Source organism: Anaerobiospirillum sp. NML120449, assembly GCF_023051105.1.
Lineage (GTDB): Bacteria > Pseudomonadota > Gammaproteobacteria > Enterobacterales > Succinivibrionaceae > Anaerobiospirillum.
Genome location: NZ_JALKIL010000048.1, coordinates 1 through 25,492, shown reverse-complemented (window position 1 = coordinate 25,492; position 25,492 = coordinate 1). Strand labels below are relative to the sequence as shown.

The window sequence follows — 25,492 nt, the reverse complement described above, 5'->3', positions numbered from 1 at the left end:
CAGCTGTTGCTGCTGTGGATTTCAGTGGTTGCAAGGTGACTGCAGAGGCACAGGCAGGTGCCGAGGCAGCTGGCAGCGCTATTATGTGCACTAAAGGTTAAATTCGTAAGCAACTTCATCGCAGCGGTCCTGCTTGCTGCAGTTGTCGCAGTCTTTTCTGATCTTCTCAGGCAGGGCCTCGATGGTGGTCAGCTTAAAGCCTACGCGGGCAAAGAAGTCAGGATTTCTGGTCAGAACGAATACCTTCTTGATTTCGTAGTCAGCAGCCTTGTGCAGCAGGAACTCAACAATGGCGCGGCCCTGACCCTGACGCTGAATCATTGGGTTAACACCCAGTGAGCGAATCTCTGCAAGTCCGGTATCGTAAACGTACAGACATGCACAGCCCAGCACCTGGCTGTTCTTTACGCATACGGCAAAGGACTGAATGTTTCTGATAATGTCCTCACGGCTGCGTGGCAGGTTCTCACCCTGCTGAGCCCAGTAGTTGACCATATTCTGCAGAGCGTCAATATCAGACAGACGGGCCTTACGTACCACGAAAGCATCGGTAGTGTGCTCAGAGAGCAGCTCCTGAACATCGTTCAGGGCCTGAGTAATGCGGCTCAGGGCTCCTTCACTGATCTGATCCTTCTTTCTTAAGGTAGCGGCCTGATGGTAAATCTCATCGAGGCTCACCCCATGAAACTTGTCCAGGCTGACAAAAGGTATTGATGGTAAGCCATGGTTATTGGCGCTGTCAGAAGGGGTATTGAAGGTCATTTGTGTGTTCCTGTTTACTTGTCCACAGATGGTGTGGAAACCTGTTATTTACCTGAATATCAGCTGCCGCATGACAGCATCATGGTGCAGGTGCAGGTACTGGCTCTGGTAAGACTGAGAGGATTGCAGGAAGCTGGCGCTTATGACTGGTGCTTCATGCTTTTGCATACACCCAGTGCCTCAGATTGCCTTGCATTGTCCTGTCTTGTACTGCCTTCCTGCATTCACTGCTGTTCAGGCCTGATATCTGTTGTTAAGACATGAGTACTCATGCCTGCACCTGTTTGCTCTCCCTGTCAGCGCTGCAGGCTTTATTGCCTGCGGAGCTTTCATTCCCATCAAATTCATCAACTGCAGTCCTTTTGTACAGTAACCTGTCACTTTCAGCCTGGCTGTAACTTCGAACCTCGAAGTCACTGCGGCGCTGCACTGTCTGCCAAATCAGGTTGTTGTGGTGCCCGGCCGGCTCAAGACTGTGGCTTTTGCAACTGCACTGGCCTAGGCGGCATTCTTTGTGACAGTTTGTTTTCAGCGGCGAATCATGCAAACCAGGTGCTTGTGCTGACCTGTGTCCTGCTTAAGTCATTTTCATATTGAGGGTATTTAATGACTTTTGAGACACTTCGGTCATAGAGGCATTCAGGATTGACCATTGGGATGCCTGCTGTTGCCTGCCTGCTGTTGCCTGCAGACTGCTGCCTTTCATGCTGGCCTGTGCTTTTGGCCCGAGGTGCTGCTTCAGCCGCAATTGCTTTATCAGTACCGTCTGACTGAATACCTGAGGTCATGCAGCTGGAGGCTGGGGCTTGCTTACTGTAATTTCATGCCTGAGCTTGAGTGTGCATGGAGCAGGTTTTGCTAACCGTCTGGCCCTGGGCTTTATTGAGATTCATGGCATCGTTGGACTGAGCCATGTCTCTTTGTCAGGCTCCGGGGTCAGATGACTGCATTGCCTTGCCCAGAGGTCTTTGCTGTCTGGGGACTGCTGGACCTTCATGATGGCTGCGGTCAGGGATGGCAACTGGCACCATCAGCAGTGGCTGCCAGGGTGCAGTCAAGTACCTTTTGGCCTGGTGACCAGGTTACATCTGGCCTTGCGGCTTGCCGGTGCTGCCAATTGCCCTTGCTGTCAGCGCCAGGGCTGCAAGTGATGTTCTTTATGGGAATAAGGAGACTGGTCAGCGACGACACCAGGAGGGTGTGGACGCTGCCTGCAGCTCAGATCTGCTGCCGGTAGGCGGCAGCCTTTGGCTGAGCCGGATGCGCTTTAAGCGCTCAGAGTGGTTCCGATTCGTCGGAGCTTGGAGAGGTTGCTTCTTGCCTGTTCATCGAAGATGGAGGCAATGAACACTGGGGCGTTACTCTTATGAGCAACGTCAAGGGCATTTCTGACCTTTACGGCCATGCCATCTTTGATGGTACCGTCAGCAACCAGCTGCTCAACGGTAGCGGTATCGATGTTTTCAATGAGCTGGCCATTTTTGTCCAGAACACCGGCCACATCAGAGAAGAAAACCAGCGGGGCTGCAAAAGCAACTGCCAGGCAGGCGGCCACTTCATCAGCATTGATGTTAAAGAGCTGACCCTGCTTATCAAGGCCAATTGAGCACACTACAGGAGTAAAGCCTCTGTCGAGCAGCATACTTACAGTAGCAGTGTCCTCACCGGTGACACCGGCAACGCTGCCATACTCCTCAGGATAAGGCTTTACTGCACACATGTTGAAATCGGTACAGAGCATACCGAGGGCATTAAGACCGCTCTTTATGGCGCATCCCTGAAGAATCTTGTTGCACTGACCTGCAAGGGTACCGGCAATGTAAGGCATCTGCTCAGCAGGGCTTACTCTGATGCCGTCTTTTTTCACTGTGGTGAAGTTAAGAGCACCCAGGATATGGTCAACCTCAACACCGCCGCCGTGAACAACAATACACTGCTGTCCCTGGGACTTAATCTGCTCAAATAAGGCACTCAGTGCCTGTTCATCGTTGAGGGCCTTACCCGAAAGCTTTACTACTAACATGCTTATTTACCTGCTTGTGCTGCTCTGGCAGCTCTAAAACCGTATTAACACGGTTTGATTACCCTTTCCGCCGTATGCTGTCTGACCTTTGCTCATGCTGCTGCCTGCTTATTCTGCGCTGCCCTGTTCCCAGGCTGCTGTGCAGCCATGGCTGTACATGAGAGCTGAACTCGCCGGCTGTGAGCTGTTGATATGTCTGACTGTTACTTGCTCATTGCGGAAATAACCTTTCCCTACAGTGCTGCCATGTCAGGCTGCCCTGGTGCTCAATACCATGACCAGCTTTTCCATGCATTGCCCTGACACTGGTGCAGGTGCTGCAGATAGAGGCTTACGGTATTGTGCCGGGAACTGCCCTTAAGGCCGGGCCAGCCATGGTGAAGCTCAGGCTTCACGGGCACTGCAAGTGCCGTCACTGAAGGGGGCTCTATACTAGAGCAGGCATCGGGTACGAGGCAGACCAAAGTGCAGGTTCATAGCTTCAATTGCCTGAGTGGCAGCTCCTTTAAGCAGGTTATCAATAGCGCTGTTGATGACTATATAGCCGCCGCTGGTGACAAAAGAAATGTCACAGAACGGGGTATGCTGTACATCATGCAGCTTTACAGTATCCTTACGGACACGTACCAGAGTAGAAAGACTTTCGTAATACTCAGCATCACCGGCATTACCACGGGCACGGGCATCCAGTGCTGACTGACGGTAACTGCACTTTGGATATGCGCGTGCATAAGCTGCCTCTATATCCTCAGCGCTCACTCCATCCTTAAGACGGGCTGTAATAGTGGCCAGAATGCCACGCTTAAAATCGCCCAGGTGTGGATTGAAGATTACGTCACAGCCGGCATATTCGACAATTTCAGGCTGGTGGCGGTGGGTAAACAGACCATAGGAGTTAAGGCTGACTTCGCAGAAGCTGTTGCTTAATCTGGCCTTGCGACCGGCACCGGAAACGCCGGACACGGCGTTAATGACAGCAGGCATGGAACTGTCTAACAGACCTGCATGAGTAAGCGGCTTTAAGGCCAGCTCAGATGCAGTTGGGTAGCAGCCAGGCATGCTGATAAGTGAGCTTACCTGAAGCTCCTCAGGCTTGACCCAGTCAACCAGGCCATAGACACGCTCTTTCATGAGCTCTTTCTGGCGTCTGCCAAATTCAAAGCCATAGCAGCGCTGAGCAGTCTCAAGGTCGGAAATACGGAAAGCTCCGGACAGGTCAATAACCACAATGCCGTTGTCGATAAATATCGGAGCCAGATCATGGCTGACCTTGTGGTCGGTTGCCAGGAAGATAACATCGCAGTCTTCTGAGGTCAGGGCTGAGGCACGCTCCAGATCCAGCGGCTCAAGCTGCAGCTCGCACTGTCCTCGCAGGGAACCATGAACCTCACAGATCCATGAGCCCTTGTCCTCACTGCCCTCAGAGACAAAGAGGTGAGTAACGGTGACGTTCTTATGCTTGGCCAGGTGGCGGATCAGCTCGGCGCCGGTGTAGCCGCTTGCACCTGCAATAGCAACCTTAATCATCCAAAAATTCCTTAAGCTGCTGAAAATTGTCAGACATCAGGTCGGACACTGAGTTCCCTGCAGGTAAAACCTGCACTCCACGGGAGAATCTTGAGTTTCTTAGCATATAGAAAAACCGCAGCCCTGACACATACAGCACTAAAACAGAGCACTATCAGGCATGCCAGACCTAACATGCACCAAAGTAAAACAAAATTTCGAAAAATCTATGATAAAACAGCTTGTTTAAGCCATTGTCATAATCATGTTAACACTATATACAATTGAGTTTTTCTTTCCTCAGACCATCTCGACAGCCCATGTCTGAACAGACTGATTCCACAGCAAAGGCATAACTGCCATCACTTGCTAACCAATACTGATTTAGACATGTGCCGCACCATTGCCCCTCAAAAACCCCCTTAAAAAACACACTCTGACAGCCAAATACTATGGAGCGCGCTCTCTACTGTCAGCACCCGAGCTGAGAGCTGCCATAGCCAGGATTAGCCCAGGCAGGATCCCTTTCAGATAGAAAATTAAAATTTCTGTCCCTTGCCCATTTTGGAACACAATCAGAACCCGCCGCTGCTGTGGCTATAATCTAATTTCATGCCTCAATGACCTCAGCGTGCCCTGTGCGCTCCGCGCTGCACCTGCAGCCGCAGAGTAAGCTGCAGAGCAGCATCACCACAGCGTCAGCCGCCGCCGCAGGGAAAGCAGCAATGCAGATTCACCAAATGATCAGCTGCCGCCGCAGCCTAAGCTGGCTGTACAGTGCCTCATGGTACAGGACAGCCTGAGCTTATGGACGCCCACCCAGGTTATGCAGGCCTGAAATGAAATTTCATCATTACGAGCAACATACAGGAAGCGCCATGGCTACTTTAGACTACCTGACCCGCCTTATCAGCTTTAATACCACCAGCAGTGATAAGGCCCATTTTGATCGCCCGAACAGTGAGCTCATCGAGTACATGGCCGGGCACTTCAGACAGTGCGCATTTACTACCCTGGTCTACGAGGTAGCACCGGGCAAGCTCAATCTCCTGGCTCTGAGCCCTTCCATCTGCTCGCCATCGGCATCTCAGTGCGGAGGCGCAGGCCGTCATGGTGGCAGCGCCGCTGAAGCAGGTCAGGATCTGGGCCTGCTGCTGAGCGGTCACAGTGACTGCGTGCCTTTTGATGATGAAAAATGGACCGACAGCGCTTTAAAACTCACCGTACGTGACGGCCGTGCCTATGGCCGTGGAGCCTGTGACATGAAGGGCTTTCTTGCCTGCTCCATGGAGGCAGCTGCTGCCGCCCATGCGCGTTATGGCGACGACTTTATGAGCTACCCACGCCTGTCATGCCTCATTACCTGTGATGAGGAAAGCTCCATGAATGGTGCCATTGATGCCATGCGCCTGATACGTGATGACCTCAATGAGCAAAACTTCACAAATCTCAAGTTCTCCAGCGCCAGCATGAGCTCACTGCCAGCTGACCTGCTCAGGGGACGTCATTTTGATCTCATCATCATTGGCGAGGCTACTTCCATGCAGGCCGTTATCGGCCATAAGGGATACATGGCCCGTGACCTTATGATTAAGGGTGTATCAGCCCACTCATCCAATCCGGCTCTGGGTATTAATGCCATCAATATCGCAAGCCATGCTATTACCGCTCTCAACGGTCTTGCTCAGGAGCTGCAGGTCATTGGTGCTGACAGCAACTTCAAGGTAGGCTACCCATCAATGAACATGGGCTACATGAATGGCGGTCACAGCATTAACTCTATCTGCGATGAGGCTCATATTGGCTTTGATATCCGCCCTACCCCAAAGCTCAGTGAGGCAGTCATTATTCAAAAGCTCGATGAGGTTCTTGCCGGAGTCAACGCCAAAGCTAACGAACTGTATGCCCATCAGCTGACAACCGAGCGTGTCCGTAAGCGCCTCGGTCTTGATGCAGCACGCACAGAGTCTGAGACCGTACAGCTGCTGACTCTCACTCTGCCATTTGCTGATATTCCATCCTTTGCCAACACCAATGAAAACAGCCTGGGCTATATCAAAAAGCACGTACCTGCCGATACCGTCTTTGAGTACGTAAACTACTGTACCGAGGCTTCATTCCTCCAGCACCTCGGTCCAACAGTGGTAATGGGACCTGGCTCCATCGATCAGGCCCACGGCATTGACGAGTACATTGAACTCAGCCAGCTGCAGCTGTGCGACGACTTCCTGGCCGCCATCGCCGCCGAGTTCTAAACTGACCATAAACAAAAACAGCCAGCCACAGGCCCGCCCGCGCCTTACCAGTCACGGGCCGGTCCTGCAACCAGCTGCTCCTTAATCCCGCCCTTCCTCCCACATCTCATATGCAACGTGGTCAGACATGACCAGCACAGTATGTGACTTGGTGGGATGGGACAGGATGGGTTGTTATGAGATGAGATGTTATGGCTGGCACAGCCTGAGCCCTGTCATAGCCCATGCCCGTATCCGGGCATGGACAGCAGATCCTCTAACAGACTCCAGCCATTACAGGCCTACTTCATCTTACCTGCCGCACCATTTTTCCCTCCGGTGCTATTTCCACCTGCAGACACATCATTGTCCGGCCTATGACAATTACTGTTTCCAGGCAGTTTCCTGGCAGTGCCTCCCTGACCTGCATTTCCCCCTGAACTTTTAGACTGCTTTGCTTTGACTCCCTTGCCAGCATTGATCTTCCCCTGGCTTACGCCACTGTTTGACTGAGCCTGCTTTGCTACGCTTTCTGTGCCGGGTTTGTTCTTGTCAGTGCTGACGCCTTTGTTTGACTGAGCCTGACTGGCCTTGCTTGACTTGCTGGATTTGCTGGATTTGCCTGCCTTGCTCTGACCAGAGCTGCTACCTCTGTTTGACTGAGCCTGCTTTGCCTTGCTTGACTTGCTGGATTTGCCTGCTTTGCTCTGACCAGAGCTGCTACCTCTGTTTGACTGAGCCTTCCTAACCTTGCTTTTGTTAACTTGCCTTGCATGACGCACCTGGCACTTTGTCTTATAACAATCTGCTATGTTTTCACTTCTAACAAGTTTTACAAAGCGTTTTCTGGCGCATCTTACTGCAGCAACCTGCTTTACAAACAGCTGCATGGCAGGAGAAATGTCGCCCTGATCAACATGACTTAAACCAGCGACATAGCGACTGTCTAAAAGACTCATTGCATACTCGACAATTGCATCCTCATCATCTGTATCCTCATCATCGCCATACATGACTGGAAGGCCAGCAATGGAAATCATACTAATCACAATCGGGTATGTTCGTTCATGAATTATGAACTCTATCGGATCTCCAAAAACTCCGTACTCAGGAAGGAACCATTTGTTATTAAAAAAGTTTAAACACCAAATCCTTTTGTAAAAAGGATCAAATATTTTGGAGTAACTTGATACTGCTTTACCCAGAATCTCCAGAACTGCCTTATCTTCGTACCAGCTTCCCTTTTGACAATCTGTACCTGATGAAGGGGCGTTATCATTGCTGCCTTTGCAAGCATCAGATTTACTCTTATATCTGATGTTCTGGAGATGCTTATAATTTTTAAAGGACGAGCTCATCTCACTCACGTAATCGAAAGCTTCGTATAATTCAAGTTCATCCGGGCATTCATACGTGGTCCTGTCTACAGCTTCTTTTCTTTCGCGCCTGCTCAGACTTCCACTCAATGCTGCTCTGGCCTCAGTGGAAATATTGCTTAAATTAATGTCAAAGCACTCATACCAGAAAAGCTCATTTAAACAGCGCCATGTAATATCATCTGGCCAACAAACCGGCTCTGATGGCACTGCAGTATCTTCACTGATACTGTCGAAAAGCTGCTCAGCCCTGCCCGAGAAAACAGTCTTTACTCCAGCCTGGTTAGCCGCACTGACAGTCAATCTGTTTCCTGAATAAAGAACCACGTCTCTGCCTTTATCTGCATAAGTGCTGGAAAACTGCAAAAGCAATGCAGTACTGATACAGGAAACTCCAGGCATTGACTGCACACCAGTCCTTGTATTTCGTGGCTGATAGTCAAAGAGAGCAACTGTGAACATATGATCAGGAAGGCAATAGACCACCTCCTCCCCAAGCTCCAGCAGTGCCCTTTGAGCTCTGACTGCCAGTGTGGTTGCAGCACGCACTCCGCTCAACCTGGCCAGAGCAAGCCTCTTGAGTACTGGCAAAGTAATCACCACAGTACGGTTCCCCGTTGCCCGCGCAATATTATGATAGTTACCCATCAAAAACTCAGCATCAGGAACAGCAATACGACTTGCCTCATAAGGGCTGCTTTCCATACCAATAAAATGCTCTGGCCTGTCTGACCGGCCTTCTAACTGAGCGTAGCTGTTGAGAAGCTTATTCATTGAGCCTGAGGCAATAAGTCTCTCTGGTGCCATGTCTGGCGATCTTAATCGCTCGGCGTGCTTAGCCTGCTCATCATAGACAAACAAAGGCTCAAATATTTCATATAAGCTATGTAAATAATAGTAAAACGCATTGTCTGTGAAAGAAAAACCTTCAGGCCAGTTTTTGATGGTTTCAAGCAGACAGTTCTCAAGCTCAGCCATGGCACTCTTGCCGGTAGCTGGATTGCGCTTAAGAACAACGTGATTGAGCAGATCTGCCGTAATTCCTGTTCTTGCCATGGCTTTAACAAAGTCAATTCCCTGGCCCAACCACTCAAACTCTGTCATCTTAATGCTGACGTATAATCCTGAGTCGTTGAAGTACTTCAGATTAAGCAGATAAATACGCAGCTGTGATGCTACCAGATTAAAACTTACCCTGGCATTGCAGGTAATCCGGGCAAAAAAGTCATTAAGCAGCCCCAGATCAACTATGTCATTTACTGGCTCAAGCCGGTCAAGCACAGGCTGTAGCCACAGCATGTCATCAGGCCAGTTAAATCCTGCCAGCTCCCTGCAGCTGACAGCCTCAACAGGCACACTGACTGGCCTTACATGTACGGCATCAGGTACCGGTCCTGGAAGCTCAGGGAACAATGACAGTACCCCCGGGGCTCTTACCCAGGCTAATGCCACATAGTCAGACAGGGTATGGATGGCAAAAGATGACAGACTGGTCAGATCATAAAAATAAAGCTCACTGGTAAACAGCATTGGCACAGCAATATCATGACCGCTGAAACTGCAGTTCAACAGCTCAGGACTTAAGATCATGGCCCTCATCCCCTCGCTTTCGTCGTAACTGACAGCCAGAATGTTTCTGTCACTGTGCTTTACAAAACGCCAGTAATCGTATTCAAAGTATGAGTTTAGTGGCTTGCCGTCAGTCTTGTTGAGCATCCACAATCTCTTCTTGAGATCAGAGGCCATTTGCGGAGCATTGCCAAAAATGAACCTGATGAAATGCTGGCAGTCATTATTGCTGTCATTATCACTGCTACAGCCACTATTAACCCGGCGTGGCAGCTGCTCATAATCCTCGGCCCCTGTGCAGATAAGACTGTACTCCTCCTCAGACCAGAGCGCCATGCATACTGCATCCCTGCCCCTTGCGCAAATGCCCTCCAAAGCACTGTACAGGGTTTTAAGCTGAGATCCGGCCTTACTGTCTCCAGCCATAATGCCTGACTGCTTATCTCCACCGCCCTGATCGCTGCTGTTGCAGTACGCCACCAGGTCACGGTAAAAATCGCTGCCTATGACAAAGAGCACGCGCGTGCTGGAACGCAGAAACTCGCCTGCGTCTGCATACAGCCCTGCCGCCTTATCCCCAGCACCAGCACCAGAACCTGCTCCAGATCCGTCATCAGCCACAGCAACAGCCAATGTTGTGCCACAGCCGGCTTTCTGCAGCGGCTGCAGGCTTATGCCATCAGGAAGCAGCAGACTGCAGTTACTCGAGCGTACAGTGGTAGCGCTGGTGTCATTGACTGAACTGTTCCCAGAGGCGCTCTGATAGGTGCTGTCCGGTCTGATGTCTGCACTGGTACTGCGTGCGCTGCGGGCAATGCGCAGCGGGCCCCTGTGAGGCTTAAAGTCACTTCCACTGTCCTGAACCATGCGCTCAACAACAGGCTGCACTATACTTTTGTAAAGCACTTCACTGTCAACCTTGTCAAGCCAGTCAGCAAAAGCTGCATCAGGGCTGCTCAGAGTCATATTATGCTCATCACTGTCATCAATGCTGATGACTACAGGAATATTGCAGTAATACCTGTCCCCATCATGCTTTGCATTGCTGTGAGACTCACCTTGAGTCCGGTCTGAGGTGCAATCACCAGAATGACACTGCTGTTGCCATTTGGTATGGCTTATTACTCTTATCCTGTTACTGACAAGCCTGTACGACTCACCTGACTCACCTGGCTCATGAGCCCCAGTTGCCTTACTGACATGATGAGAGCTGTCTGTATCGTTACCTCCGGTTATCCTGCTCTCATAGCAGCACACCCAGGCGTAGCTGCCACCATGGCAATCAGGGCCTATTGCTGCAGATAATGCAGCATCAGGCTCTGATGCCGGCGCAGCAGTCGGCCCGGCTGCCGCAGCGCCTTCCGACTCCGTTGAAGCGTCACAGGCTTACCCTGCTTGAGATGCACTGGCTGGCCCTGCTGCAACAGCAGCACGGACTGCCTCCTGTGCGGCGGCATCAGCCCCAGCCGGTGCCTGTGCTGGTACTGAACGGGCTGCATGGGGCAGCTCTGCGGCTGGTGCCTGTGCTGGTGCTGACAACGCTGCCTGGGGAAGCTCTGTGGCCGGTGCCTGTGCTGGTGCTGACAGCGCTGCCTGGGGAAGCTCTGTGGCCGGTGCCTGTGCTGGTGCTGAGTGGTGGGAGGTGATTATGAACTTATCAAGGTCAGTCAGGGGTGCATATTCGATGGCAGTGCTGTTTTCTGCACAGAACGTGACCTGACCTGAGAAAAGAATGGAAAACTCGAATTTATCAGTCATTGTTTAATCCTGTTATGTGCCTTGCATACAGCTGTCATGGCTCATCTGAGGCTGACACCGGCAGCGGCAAACACGGCTGAGAGCCTTACTGTCCATATCTGTTGACTGATATGCAGTCCTGCCTGCCGTGTTTTGACTGTGCTGTGGTGCCAGCATCTTAAGGTCATGCCATGCTGTGCTGATGCTCAGCTGGCATGGCAATTAATAATCTGATGTTTTCAGGCCCAGCTTCTGAGCCTTTAAACCACAGATTCTGTCTTTTGTGTAGAAAACAACATCGTTGAACATATATCTCAGAGCTGCCGCAATAATGAGGTCATCATTGTTTCTGGCAGAGGGATCCGATACCCCGGCCAGCAGCCGCTCCAGAGTCTCATTGCAGTTAACAATATGCATTGCCTCTTTAAGGGAGTTAAGAACAGCAACACTGTGCGCTACCCTGTCCTTGAGCTCCTGAGATTTGTTATTTGAATGCCTGATGGCATCGAGCTCATTGAGAACAGTATCAGGAATGGCAATGATGCGGCTTTGAGCCATATTCGCAAGCCTGTCAGCATTGTTAATCACATAGTTGGTATCCATCACCGCCCATGCCTTATCAGTCAGGGATGCCAGGCATGTCGGTCATCCGGTCACCGGCCGCGCTACCAGTCTGGGCAGCCCGGCCTGCAAGCCAAATATCCGACGGACATGCCCCCGTCATGCGTCCTGGGAGCTGCCATGCGGCATATCACCCCCTGTTAGCATGGCACTATTTTACCTAAGATAATCATCAATATGTTACCGTTAAGGAAGCCTACGCTTTGCTTTGACTCCCTTGCCTGCATTGATCTTCCCCTGGCTTACGCCACTGTCTGACTGAGCCTGCTTTGCTACGCTTTCTGTGCCGGGTTTGTTCTTGTCAGTGCTGACGCCTTTGTTTGACTGAGCCTGACTGGCCTTGCTGGATTTGCCTGCTTTGCCCTTACCAGAGCTGCTACCTCTGTTTGACTGAGCCTTCCTGACCTTGCTTTTGTTAACTTGCCTTGCATAACGCACCTTGCACTTTGTCTTATAACAATCTGCTATGTTTTCACTTCTAACAAGTTTTACAAAGCGTTTTCTAGCGCATCTTACTGCAGCAACCTGCTTTACAAAAAGCTGCATGGCAGGAGAAATGTCGAGCTGATCAACATAACTTATACCAACGACATAGCGACTGTCTAAAAGACTAATTGCATACTCGTCAATTGCATCCTCATCATCTGTATCCTCATCATCGCAATACATGACTGGAAGGCCAGCAATGGAAATCATACTAATCACAAACGGGGCTGTTCGTTCATTAATTATGAACTCTATCGGATCTCCAAAAACCCCGTACTCAGGAAGGAACCATTTGTTATTAAAAAAGTTAAACCACCAAATCCTTTTGTAAAAAGGACCAAATATGTTGTAGTAAGTTAATCCTGCTTTATCCAGAATCTCCTGAACAGCCTTATCTTCGTACCAGCTTACCTTTTGACAATCTGTACCTGATGAAGGGGCGTTATCATTGCTGCCTTTGCAAGCATCAGATTCACTCTTATATCTGATGTTCTGAAGATGCTCATAACATTTCAAGGCAGAGCTCATCTCACTCACGTCTTCGAAAACATCGTATACCGTCAGTTCAGAACCGCATTCATACAAGCACGTGTCTGCAGCTGCTTTTCTTTCGCTCCTGCTCAGACTTCCACTGAATGTAGCTCTGGCCTCAGTGGAAATATTGCTTAAATTAATGTCAAAGCACTCATACCAGTAAAGCTCATTTAAACAGCGCCATGTAATATCATCTGGCCAACAAACCGACTCTGAAGACACTGCAGTATCTTCACTGATACTGTCGAAAAGCTGCTCAAATCTGCCCGAGAAAACAGTCTTTACCCCAGCCTGGTTAGCAGCACTGACAGTCAACCTGTTTCCTGAATAAAGAACCACGTCTCTGCCTTTATCTGCATAAGTGCTGGAAAACTGCAAAAACAATGCAGTACTGATACAGGAAACTCCAGGTAGTGACTGTACACCAGTCCTCGTATTTCGTGGCTGATAGTCAAGGAGAGCAACTGTAAATATATGATCAGGAAGGCAATAGACCACCTCCTCCCCAAGCTCCAGCAGTGCCCTTTGAGCTCTGACTGCCAGTGTGGTTGCAGCACGCACTCCGCTCATCCTGGCCAGAGCAAGCCTCTTAAGTACCGGCAGAGTAATCACCACAGTACGGTTCCCCGTTGCCCGCGCAATATTATGATAGTTACCCATCAAAAACTCAGCATCAGGAACAGCTATATGACTTGCCTCATAAAGGCTGCTTTCCATACCAATAAAATGATCTGGCCTGTCTGACCGGCCTTCCTTCTGAACGTAGCTTTTGAGAAGCTTATTCATTGAGCCTGAAGCAATAACTCTCTCTGGTGCCCTGTCTGGCGATCTTAATCGATCGGTATGCTTAACCTGATCATCATAGACAAACAAAGACTCAAACATTTTATATAAGCCATATAAATCATAGTAGAACGACTTGGCTGTGAAAGAAGAAGCTTCAGGCCAGTTTCTGATGGTTTCAAGCAGACAGTTATCAAGCTCAGCCATGGCAGTCTTACCAGTAGCTGGATTGCGCTTAAGAACAACGTGATTGAGCAGATCCGCCGTAATTCCTGTTCTTGCCATGGCTTTAACAAAGTCAATTCCCTGGTCCAGCCATTCAAACTCTGTAATCTTAATGCTGACGTATAATCCTGAGTCGTTGAAGTACTTCTGATTAAGCAGATAAAGACGCAGCTGTGATGCCACCAGATTGAAACTTATCCTTGCATTGCAGGTATGCCGGGCAAAAAAGTCATTAAGCAGCCCCAGATCAACGATGTCATTTACTGGCTCAAGCCGGTCAAGCACAGGCTGTAGCCACAGCATGTCATCAGGCCAGTTAAAGCCTGCCAGATCCCTGCAGCTGACAGCCTCCACAGGCAAACTGACTGGCCTTACATGTACGGCATCAGGTACCGGTCCTGGAAGCTCAGGGAACAATGACAGTACCCCCGGGGCTCTTACCCAGGCTAATGCCACATAATCAGAGAGGGTATGGATGGCAAAAGATGACAGACTGGTCAGATCATAAAAATAAAGCTCACTGGTGAACAGCAGTGGCACAGCAATATCATGACCGCTGAAACTGCAGTTCAACAGCTCAGGACTTAAGATCATGGCCCTCATCCCCTCGCTTTCGTCGTAACTGACAGCCAGAATGTTTCTGTCACTGTGCTTTATAAAACGCCAGTATTCGTATTCAAAGTATGAGTTTAGTGGCTTGCCGTCAGTCTTGTTGAGCATCCACAATCTCTTCTTGAGATCAGAGGCCATTTGTGGAGCATTGCCAAAAATGAACCTGATGAAATGCTGGCAGTCATTATTGCTGTCATTATCACTGCTACAGACACTCTTAACCCGGCGTGGCAGCTGCTCATACTCCTCGGCCCCTGTGCAGATAAGGCTGTACTCCTCCTCAGACCAGAGCACCATGCATACTGCATCCCTGCCCCTTGAGCAAATGCCCTCCAAAGCACTGTACAGGGTTTTAAGCTGAGATCCGGCCTTACTGTCTCCTGCCATAATGCCGGACTGCTTATCCCCACCGCCCTGATCGCTGCTGTTGCAGTACGCCACCAGGTCACGGTAAAAATCGCTGCCTATGACAAAGAGCACGCGCTTGCTGGAACGCAGGAACTCGCCAGCGTCTGCATACAGCCCTGCCGCCTTATCCCCAACTTCAGCCACAGCACCAGCACCAGCCACTGTTGTGCCACAGCCAGCTTTCTGCAGCGGCTGCAGGCTTATGCCATCAGTAAGCAGCAGACTGCAGTTACTCGAGCGTACAGTGGTAACGCTGGTGTCATTGACTGAACAGTTCCCAGAGACGCCCTGAGAGCTGATGTCTGCACTGGTACTGCGTGCGCTGCGGGCAATGCGCAGCGGGCCCCTGTGAGGCTTAAAGTCACTTCCACTGTCCTGAACCATGCGCTCAACAACAGGCTGCACTATACTTTTGTAAAGCACTTCACTGTCAACCTTGTCAAGCCAGCCAGCAAAAGCTGCATCAGGGCTGCTCAGAGTCATATTATGCTCATCACTGTCATCAATGCTGATGATTACAGGAATATTGCAGTAATACCTGTCCCCATCATGCTTTGCATTGCTGTGAGACTCACCTTGTGTCCGGTCTGAGGTGCAATCACCAGAATGATACTGCTGCTGCCATTTGGTATGGCTTATTACTCTTACCCTGTTACTTACAAGCCTGTACGACTCACCTGGCTCATGAGCCCCAGTTGCCTTACTGACATGATGAGAGCTATCTGTATCGTTAACTCCGGTTATCATGCTCTCATAGCAGCACACCCAGGCGTAGCTGCCAACATGGCAATCAGGGCCTATTGCTGCAGATAATGCAGCATCAGGCTCTGATGCCGGCGAAGCAGCCGTCCCGGCTGCCGCAGCACCTGCCGACTCCGTTGAAGCGTCACAGGCTGATCCTGCTTGAGATGCACTGGCTGGCCCTGCTGCAACAGCAGCACGGACTGCCTCCTGTGCGGCGGCATCAGCCCCAGCCGGTGCCTGTGCTGGTGCTGAACAGTCTGCATGTGGCAGCTCTGCGGCTGGTGACTGTGCAGGTGCTGAGTGGTGGGAGGTGATGATGAACTTATCAAGGTCAGTCAGGGGTGCATATTCGATGGCAGTGCTGTTTTCTGCACAGAACGAGACCTGACCTGAGAAAAGAATGGAAAACTCGAATTTATCAGTCATTGTTTAATCCTGTTATGTGCCTTGCATACAGCTGTCATGGCTCATCTGAGGCTGACACCGGCAGCGGCAAACACGGCTGAGAGCCTTACTGTCCATATCTGTTGACTGATATGCAGTCCTGCCTGCCGTGTTTTGACTGTGCTGTGGTGCCAGCATCTTAAGGTCATGCCATGCTGTGCTGATGCTCAGCTGGCATGGCAATTAATAATCTGATGTTTTCAGGCCCAGCTTCTGAGCCTTTAAACCACAGATTCTGTCTTTTGTGTAGAAAACAACATCGTTGAACATATATCTCAGAGCTGCTGCAATAATGAGGTCATCATTGTTTCTGGCAGAGGGATCCGATACCCCGGCCAGCAGCCGCTCCAGAGTCTTATTGCAGTTAACAATATTCATTGCCTCTTTAAGGGAGTTAAGAACAGCAACACTGTGCGCTACTCTGTCCTTGAGCTCCTGAGATTTGTTATTTGAATGCCTGATGGCATCGAGCTCATTGAGAACAGTATCAGGAATGGCAATGATGCGGCTTTGAGCCATATCCGCAAGCCTGTCAGCATTGTTAATCACATAGTTGGTATCCATCACCGCCCATGCCTTATCTGTGTCTACACTCTCAAATACAGAGAAAATCTGCCCGTGCACCCTGTAAATGACCTCAAACAGACTGTCGAGCTCAGGTTCGGCCTTTTCAGGAAGGAGAGCAGACAGCTCCCTGTGGAGATTTTCAGGGCTGATAAGATAAGGCCACAGTTCTTTGCAACTGAGAAGATGCTCAGGACGGTCAAGACTGAACCTGACTGCAAAGTCCATAAGCTCTTTGAGCCCTGTAAACTCCCTGATATCAAAGTCAGGCCTGAAGAGCTCATGCTCAGAAAAAGATGAAAAGCCTGCTGCCTCAAGCTCAGCTCTGAATATACCTCTGAACACGAGCAGCTGCATCTGAGGCTCAAAAGAGCGGATGCTCAGTTTCATGCGACGATAAGGATTACGGGTCAGGATGTTGACCAGATTCAGATCATCTAATGAACCTGCCGAATGCAGCCCGTCAAAGAGACTGTCAGGAGCAGTACTGATATCAATAACTCCTGAACTTACCAGATCGTTAAGCCTGTATGGAGTACAGCTTCCTACATGATCATGGATATTGATCTGACCTGTCATACGCTTCATAAAAGTGAGCTCTTTAATGCTGCACTGCTTAAATGCGGGCAGCTTCATGAACTCCACATAAGGCATGCCCCAGACCTCACCACGCTCCATTGCCAGATCATGACTGGCATAATGGCAGTCAATATGACCGGCTCTGATAACCATGGCCTGTCTGCTGGCTGTGTTGAGCACAATTACCTGGCTGTCAGTTGCACTAATCAGTTCTGCCCACTGCTTACAGGCAATCCTGTCCTCACTTTCCATGCATTCATCACGGCTCCATTCCATAAGCTGTGAGTAAAGCTCCTGAGCAGTACGGGTAACAGTACCGTGGTACTGCAGATCTCCAGGAAAGCATCCTCCCGTGTTTGTAAAATCTCTGTGATTTGGCTCCAGCTCATCATCACTGTCATGGTGAGACTCACCTGATCCGCCCCCATAACTGCCTGAGGCATATGCACAGCCAGCTGCGCTGTCCACTGCAGCACCAGATGCTGCAGTGCTCGGCTCCTGTGCAGCAGCTGGCGCGGCTGCGTCAGACAGCACCGTTGCACCAGACTGTGCAGCATCGTCAGCCTCCGGCGCAGTATCCGGTGCCATGGCCTCAGAGCATGAGGTACCATTAGCATTTGCTGACGGGTGAAGGGCTACCACTGTCATGGTCCATGCCTTTAGCCTGTTTCTTCTTGAAAGAAGCTCAATTAAGAACAGGCCGCTCAGATCAATCTTGCCCGGTACCGGCTTCTGATCACTGCCATACTTTACAAAGCGTTCGAGCATGACACTGCTGCAGATAACAATCAGCGGGCTGCTGTTTTTAATAAAGCGCCAGCAGGCCAGATCAGGGACTTCAACGGGACAGCATATTTTCGACATGTCCGGATCAAAGAGATCCAGGGCATGGAAATACTCTTTAACCGTGGCAAGGGAAGGCATCTGACCAGACACAGCGGCACGCCCACCAGATGACGGTACTTCGGTGCCTTCCAGAGGCTCATTTAACAGGCGGACCTCAGGAGCATCAGGGGCAGTGCCGGACACGCCTGAGTCTGGCGCTGCGCTGAGCACAGCTGACTCAGGCACAGCGCTTTCCACCTCTGCACCATCACTGGTGCTGCTTACCTCTGCTCTGTGACCAGTGAGGCTCATACCTGTCTCGTCACTGGAGCTGCCTGCCTTGGCATCAGAGATATCTGAGGCGGCCGGTGAGTCAGGTGCTTGAGGGCAATCATGGGCATCATGGGCATCATTGGCATCACGTGCATCACGGGCATCACGGACATTATGATTGTCATTGGCTGCCTCATCAGTGCTCTTGAGTGCCTCAATGAAGCGCTCACCGCCTGTGCTCATGTAGACATCTTTGCTATACGAAAAAATGTCTTTCTGAGTGGCAATGGACCAGAAAGCACGGCAGACGGCATGCCTGTACATGTAGTCAAGGCGGGAAAAGAGCGGTGCTATCACATACTTCAAAAGCATGGCACTGTCTGCTTTTTCCAGGAAAGAATTGATCATGCTGTCTGATGAGAACAGTGACAGATTACCGTCTGAATCAATCATGATGCTGACCCTGGAGGACAGTATGATTTGCTCATCATCATTTCTGGTACAGGTAATGCCTTTTTCAGTAAGAGAGCAGTCCTCTTTAAACCACCCGGCATTGCCAAGCCAGGCATAAGCCTGTGCCCAGAGCACCTCATCGGTGGCCATAACAGCAGGTGGTACCAGATCTTGGTCAGACCAGAGGGCTTTACTGAGGTTGACTCCTCCATCGGGCAGTACCTCCTGATAATCACTGTTATGCGAGTACTCATAACAGTTAATACTCTCCTTTGAGTTTTGTAACCATGAAATCCTCAGACCATGGGCTCTTGGACTGCCACCGGTATTACCACTGGCAAGGGGCTTGAACTCATTGGCACGTGAGGCGCTGATCATGCCGTCCATAACAGGGCATGATAAAAGCGTTTCCTCAGTGACAAGTTCCTTACCGGCCATACGGCCATTGCGATAAAAACGCCTGGCCTCAGATGAAAGATTTACTGAACTTATTTTCAGTGCTCTCAGATCATCAGGCATTCTGCCGTCGACAGTTACCAGTTGACCGTTTTCCAGAAGCTGCTTTAAAACAGCCGTGACAAAGCCCTCATCAAGCTGCAGCTTTCCAGTAAGCTCAAGGAATGTGTACTGACCACAGTCAAGCTCACAGACCATGGAAAGCAGCAATTGCTCAGGGACGGTCATAACTCTTATCTTTGAGTACTCAAATCTGACAGCATAAGAAGCTGCTGCCACAACCAGTTCAAAGCTCAGAAGATTTCTTGCTGATTTCATTTTCTTCTTGCTCATGCTCTTACTCCCTGAAATCCCCGCCATCGCTGCTCTTATCTACAGCCACTCTGGCATTGCCCTGCATGCCGCTTAGTGCCTGCATGCCTTCAGCTCTCTGCACACTGTCTATGGCAGCGTCAGTGCCCCTGTCAGCCGTGTCAGTACGAGCTGCACTGTCTCTGCCTCCGGTGCCCGCTCCTGTGCGGCTTACTGTGCCGTCATGGGCTGGGGAGCTGGTGGCTTCACCTCTCATCAAAGCCCTGTTCTTGCCCTTGTGAATGACCACAGGCTTTTTTGACTTGCCCGGGGATGCACTGCCGTCAACACTGGCAGCCGCGCCTGCGCCGGCTGCTGCGGCAGCGGCAGCAGCAGATGCAGCATGAGCGGCTGCGGCAGCAGTGCGCCTGTGACTCCTCACTGTATTTACATCAGGAAGGGTTTTGACAAATTCGGCTGTTGTGGTAATGCTGCCGTCTTCAGCCGAAAACTCCAGGTAATTGAACATGTTCTGGTACACCATGGTGGTGTCATAGCCCTTGCTGTCCATGCGCGGCAGTTTAACCGCACGGTTTTGCAGCATGTTGCGGGCACCAAATACCATGAGCAGATTCTGAGCACGGCTCATGGCCACGTTGATAAACTCAAAGCGGGCAATATTGGCTCTGCCAGGACTGAATCTCTGCTCCATCGGTCCGCCATTGTTCTTGACCAGACTGAGCAGAATCACAGGCTTTTCCTTGCCCTGATAGCGGATTACGGTATTAATATCGACATCAATGGCACTGAACAAGTTGCGCCTGCGTCCGAGCAGGGAGGCAATGGCCTCACGAATGACACGACACTGAGGCTGGTAAAATGACACCACGCCCACCTCAAGACGCCTGTTAGTACCGTAGCCGGCAAGCGCGCACTGACGATCAATATCCACCAGGGTACGGGCAATCAGACGGGCCTCAACCTCATTGACGTTGATATCGCCAGAAATGCGGTATGACTCGCCCTGCTCGTTTAAGGTGGTATCCACCCACAGCACATGATGGTCTTTGCTCATCACAACAGTGCCTGACGGGGTGGCAAAGGAGATACCGTGCTCACGTGGCAGCTGCGGATTACCGCAAACCAGCTGTCCGTCATAAAAACAGTTAATCAGCCGCATAATTCCAGGGTGCATGCGGAACTGAACATTAAGACGCTGCCTTAAGCTGTCTGGACACTGCTCAAAAAGCTCCTTGAACAGACTGGCTGTAACCATCTTTTCGTATTTTATGAGGTTGTCCTGAGTAAGAGCATCATGACCAGGATATTCATCCCCCTCGTCTGAGCTGTCCTTATCAACCCCATTACGGACAGCATCAGCCCTGTCAACAAGATCCGAAAAAGTCACACCGTCAGCCTCATTGAACACAGGTGGCAGCTGACGGTGGTCTCCTACCAGCACCGCACGAGGAGCACGCATCAGAGGCAGCAGCAGCTCAAGCGGAGTTGCTTTGGAAACCTCATCGATGATGACCACGTCAAAGCTGTCCATATTGTTGTCATAAAGGGTCCTTTCATTTTCATTACAGGACATGGCCACTACGTTGCAGCTGTCGATATAGCTCCGGCCCACGTATGCCCAGTCATCAGCTGCGCGCCTGTCAGCATTGCGGAAAATCTCGGCGGCCTTTTGGTAAAAAGGCAGCAGCTGCTTATGACTGCTCTCATAATCATCAAGACGGCTCCTGAGCGCAGCAAGCACAGTGTTCTGCTCCTCAAGCAGTCTGACCAGATCATCAACATCAGGACGCCACGGCCTGCCCTGACGCATCAGCACCACATGCTGGTCCCCGGCGCCTGCAGCGCCTGCTGCGTCAGCTGTAGCTGGCGCATGTGCAGACGCAGGCGCAGCGCGCTCTGCCGGCACTGCACTCAGGCAGCGCAGCAGACTGGCCGTAAACTCAGGCACGGTAAGGCTGTCAGCGGCCTCAGTGGCAAGCTCCTGTCGCTGATCCTGGCTCTGGTCATGGCCCTGCTGCCCTCCCTGGGAAGCCCAAGCCGTCTGGCTCCTTCCTTGCTTATGGGCATTGCCTGACTCAGATAGGCCCAGTTCAGGCCGTTTCTGGCTGTCGCTTCTGTCCCTGGCAGTGCTCAGGCCTGCAGAAAGCTCAGGCACCTTCAGATAAATGTCCCTGAGTGACTGTTCGTGGGCATACTGAGAGTCAAGCCAGATGTTGATGCTGTCCTGCAGCCTGGCAATCTCAGCTGCAGCAGCGCTGTGCTCCTGCCTTGCCTCATCGGCTTTTTGTCTGACTTGACGGGATGACTTTTCTACAGACTCCTTAAGCCCGGCCTCATGTCTGCTGACTTGCTCAAGTGACGTGCTTACTGCTGCGCTCAGGACCTCATTCAGGGAGACAAGCTCACAGCACCTGCCGGTAAGCCACTGCCTTATCAGGGCAGCATCACCACTGGCACGCACTTCATTGCAGTCAGGGAACAGTTCAGAGTAATTGCCACATCTGCAGCTGCCCTCACTGCTGTTCTCGCTTCTGATCCTGAGCTCATTGCGACGTGCAGTGAGGCTGCGCAGCTGCTCAAATAGCATGTCAGAAGGATCATCCTCAGCAGCAATCTGCTTTTTGAGCTCAGCAATACGGCTGCTGACTGCAGCCAGCTGCTCCTGCGCATCCCCCTGAAGCCCTGCAGTACTCTGCCCCTCTGAAGCCCTGAGATCCATCATCATGGAAAGCAGCACACAGTTTACCTGGTGCCATGCGCTGAACTGAGATGCAACGCGCCAGACACCGCCCTCCTTTCCATCGGCCAGAGCAGAATCAGCGGCGACAGCTGCACCAGCAGAATCAGCGGCCAAAGCTGACCCAGCAGACGCTGCGTCCCCAGTGTACGTAACCGCCATCCCGGCCCCAGCTGACTTAACCATAATGTTATCAAAGCCACGCAGGAAGTCAGCAAAGCCCTGGTTGATGCTGGCAAAGCCATCCTGTCCTGACCACTTGATATTGCTCAGTATCAGATCAGCTGCGCGGTGTTGCTCCAGAGCTGCAGCCAGTACCGACAGATCACGGCTGCTCCATGCAGCACCGCCCGCTGCGCTGCTGACAGCACTGCTGACAGCGTTGCTGTCGCAGCCGCTGTCTGCAGTACCGGCAGGGCTGACGGCGCTTGCGCTGGCAACGCCGCCTGCTGAGCAGGCTGCATCCGGGCTCTCTGAGCCACTGGCCATGCTAAGAGCGCCACTTATCGGGCGTGCTGCATCCGGGCTGACAGATCCACTTACCTGGCTTACGGCTGAGCAGATTTGCTGCACTGCCTGTAAAAACTCCCTTTGTGCCTGCAGCTCACTGATTTTGAGTCTGTCAAGCTCATTGCTGCGCAGCCTGAGCTCGCTGAGGCTGAGCTCACGCTGACATTCGATCTTACGGTTCTCAAGCGTGGCCAGTTGCGCTGTGCTGCTTTCAAGCTGTGCAGTAAGAAAGGCAAAATCCCTGGTCCAGCTGTCCAGCTTCTCTACTGCCGATGTCAAAATGTCATAGCGGTCAAGATAAACATTTTGTAAAGCATTAGCAACGCTGTGATAGTGACGACCAAGAGCTGCTGCAGCGGTAAAGGACATACCCTCTGTGGTAATACGATCGGAAAAACGGGCCAGGCGTATGCCTCTGAGCTTTGGGTTGGACTGCAGGCGCGACAGGGCATTATCAAGGGCATCATGAGACTGACTGGCCAGTAAAATACGATTGCCGCGTGCCGCCAGCTGCATACAGGCCTCGGCAATAACAGTAGTCTTGCCCGTGCCTGGCGGTCCCTGGATAAGGCAGATATCAGGGGCACTGATCATCTTGCGTACTGCCTGCTTCTGAGCCTCATTGAGACTGGAGTTATACCATAGGGTAATATCCTCCATAGTCTCAGGGGTACGGGCTGATGTGATGTCAAAGAGATAGCCTGCCAGATATGGGGCATAGCAGGAGTCATTGGAATAAAGATTTCTCAGGGCGGCACGATGACGACTGATCAGGGAAATATCACCCACCAGCGAAATGGAAATAAAGCCTTGATCAGGCAGTTTGCCAAAGACCTTTTTGAGCCGGCTGTCAGGCTCACCACTGCCGGTACTGCCATCAGCCTCACTGCCACTGGCAGCGCCATAGTAAGATCCACCTGACATGCCATTGACCACGGTGGCCCCGCCTGCGGAGCTGGTGCCAGCGGATGTGCTGCCTGCTGCATTCTTGCCACCTGAGTTATCAAAGGCGCCATGCCATTGAACGTCGGCATCTGATCTGCTCATATCCTGATCACTGTCAGGGTCAAAGGCGATGCCAGAGAGCTTATTGGCAAGCTCTTCAGACAGCTCAACTCTAACCAGAGCCAGTACTGCCTCTGACGCATCTTTAGCACTTCTGCTCTTGCCGACAAGTGTGTTAATCAGTGCACGGGCCTGTTCACACTGTCTGTTTGACAGTGAGACAGCGCTGGACTGACTGCCATTCCCGCCCTTACTGCCGGCTTTGCTCATGTTACTGCCAGCTTTGCCCATGGCACTTCCAGCTTTGCTCATGTTACTGCCAGAAAGAGGCGTGCTGTTTTTCAGGTTGATAACCTCAGGCATTGCTGTGCTTATCTGGCCTATGTTCTCAAAGGCAGGTCTTATCATGGTGTCGCGGCCATAGAAGCTGCCCCTGCTGTCAAGATTGAGCTCAAAGGACAGAGCATCAGAAGATACGTCGTATTTATAGGCAACCATGCTCTGACGTCTCATGGCACTGCACGCTTTATAAAGCGTATCGCGATCCGGTGCTACCACAGCAAAGACCAGACAGCCGCTTTGCTGCTCATAATTCCAGGAAATATAGCGCAGCCCCTGAGCTCTGTGACTTACCAGGTTGTACTTGAAATCAAGGAAGCTGCCCCACTGACTGAAACGCTCTGCATTATTCATCGCAAAAGGGCTGAGACCGGCAACATCTTTGCTGCGAAAGAGGTTCCTGATGTGACCACTGCCTGTTGACGGTGGATAATCGTGAGATGAAAGCGGGATGAACGTGCTTTGCATCATGAGCTCATAAGGGGCAGCAGTGTCCTGACCAAAAGTAATGGAGGCGCGTACCGGCTGGAAGTACGGGGTATCGGTTTTACGGGTACGCCTGCCGATAACACACAGTGATACATTTTCCGGAAGCTCAGGAAAATATGGGTGACAAGGGATACGCACACAGTAAAAGTCAGCATGGTTCAGATCATCTCTGATGTTGATATTACTGACATAACAGTTAAGCGTACAGTCAGAAGGAAAGAATCTCGTGAGAAACCTGTAAGTTATCTCAGTACTGGCCGCCTCGGAGCTCTTGTCCTGATCAAATACCCATGGAAAGCTGCCGGAGTACCTTCTCAAAGCAGAGCGTACTGTTCCTGCAAATTTCACGTTGAAATCAGTAATGCCCATGGATCCAGGCATGCGCCAGTAAATACGTAAACAATCTGCCCTGTCCTGACCGCAATCGGCGCTTACAGCCACAGAGCCACCTGCAACAGCCACAATGGTGCCGCCACTCCTGTACGGCACAAGAGCATTGGGCGACATGCCACCCAAGCCACTGTCCCCGGCATTGCTGCCAGCTGCCTTACCCGACTGTGAAGACGAGCCAGGCAGTGAAGATGAACCATGCGCTGAAGCTGTCCCCGGCAATGAAGACGTCCCCGTCACTGCACCAGCGCCCTTGCCAGCTGCCTTACCCGACTGTGCAGAGCTACCTGCAACAGCCACAATGGTGCCGCCACCCCTGAACGGCACAAGAGCATTGGGCGACATGCCACCTAAGCCACTGTCCCCGGAATTGCTGCCAGCTGCCTTACCCGACTGTGCAGAGCCACCTGCAATAGCCACAATGGTGCCGCCACCCCTGAACGGCACAAGAGCATTGGGCGACATGCCACCTAAGCCACTGCCCCCGGCATTGCTG

The 25,492-nt window shown here is 51.4% G+C and carries 10 protein-coding genes; 2 read left to right on the top strand and 8 right to left on the bottom strand.

Annotated features, from left to right (window positions below; translation table 11 throughout):
• Positions 1 to 90 precede the first annotated feature (90 nt).
• From MXE41_RS11245 to argC, 3 genes are all read right to left on the bottom strand, one after another.
• Positions 91 to 762, bottom strand: coding sequence for an N-acetyltransferase (locus tag MXE41_RS11245; RefSeq protein ID WP_246976540.1), 672 nt, complete (start codon positions 760 to 762; stop codon positions 91 to 93).
• Positions 763 to 2,029: 1,267 nt separating this feature from the next.
• On the bottom strand, positions 2,030 to 2,785 hold the full coding sequence (gene argB / locus MXE41_RS11240) for an acetylglutamate kinase (RefSeq protein ID WP_247100559.1): 756 nt from the start codon (positions 2,783 to 2,785) through the stop codon (positions 2,030 to 2,032).
• Positions 2,786 to 3,217: 432 nt separating this feature from the next.
• Positions 3,218 to 4,312: an N-acetyl-gamma-glutamyl-phosphate reductase gene (gene argC / locus MXE41_RS11235; protein ID WP_247100558.1), complete on the bottom strand. Its 1,095-nt coding sequence runs from the start codon at positions 4,310 to 4,312 to the stop codon at positions 3,218 to 3,220.
• An 857-nt stretch (positions 4,313 to 5,169) separates the two neighbouring features.
• Between argC and MXE41_RS11230 the strand changes: the two genes are divergently transcribed.
• On the top strand, positions 5,170 to 6,546 hold the full coding sequence (locus MXE41_RS11230; protein ID WP_247100557.1) for a M20/M25/M40 family metallo-hydrolase: 1,377 nt from the start codon (positions 5,170 to 5,172) through the stop codon (positions 6,544 to 6,546).
• A 281-nt stretch (positions 6,547 to 6,827) separates the two neighbouring features.
• On the opposite strand, the gene MXE41_RS11225 is transcribed toward MXE41_RS11230, so the two are convergent.
• The 3 genes from MXE41_RS11225 to MXE41_RS11215 all read right to left on the bottom strand — a co-directional run bounded on the left by MXE41_RS11225 (position 6,828) and on the right by MXE41_RS11215 (position 14,210).
• The gene (locus MXE41_RS11225; protein WP_247100556.1) at positions 6,828 to 9,005 is read right to left on the bottom strand and encodes a hypothetical protein; all 2,178 of its coding nucleotides are present in this window, start codon (positions 9,003 to 9,005) and stop codon (positions 6,828 to 6,830) included.
• Positions 9,006 to 11,429: 2,424 nt separating this feature from the next.
• Complete coding sequence (locus MXE41_RS11220; protein WP_247100555.1) at positions 11,430 to 11,810, bottom strand: PIN domain-containing protein; 381 nt, start codon at positions 11,808 to 11,810, stop codon at positions 11,430 to 11,432.
• Positions 11,811 to 12,014: 204 nt separating this feature from the next.
• Entirely contained in the window at positions 12,015 to 14,210 is a 2,196-nt protein-coding gene (locus MXE41_RS11215) for a hypothetical protein (RefSeq protein ID WP_247100554.1), read from the bottom strand.
• A gap of 1,478 nt (positions 14,211 to 15,688) precedes the next feature.
• On the opposite strand from MXE41_RS11215, the gene MXE41_RS11210 reads away from it, so the two are divergent.
• Complete coding sequence (locus MXE41_RS11210) at positions 15,689 to 15,934, top strand: hypothetical protein (protein WP_247100553.1); 246 nt, start codon at positions 15,689 to 15,691, stop codon at positions 15,932 to 15,934.
• Between the two features lie 313 nt (positions 15,935 to 16,247).
• Here the strand turns inward: MXE41_RS11210 and MXE41_RS11205 are convergent, their stop codons facing one another.
• Together MXE41_RS11205 and MXE41_RS11200 are read right to left on the bottom strand one after the other, a co-directional pair.
• Entirely contained in the window at positions 16,248 to 19,547 is a 3,300-nt protein-coding gene (locus tag MXE41_RS11205) for a PIN domain-containing protein (RefSeq protein ID WP_247100552.1), read from the bottom strand.
• Between the two features lie 4 nt (positions 19,548 to 19,551).
• Complete coding sequence (locus MXE41_RS11200) at positions 19,552 to 25,113, bottom strand: AAA domain-containing protein (RefSeq protein ID WP_247100551.1); 5,562 nt, start codon at positions 25,111 to 25,113, stop codon at positions 19,552 to 19,554.
• Positions 25,114 to 25,492 lie beyond the last annotated feature (379 nt).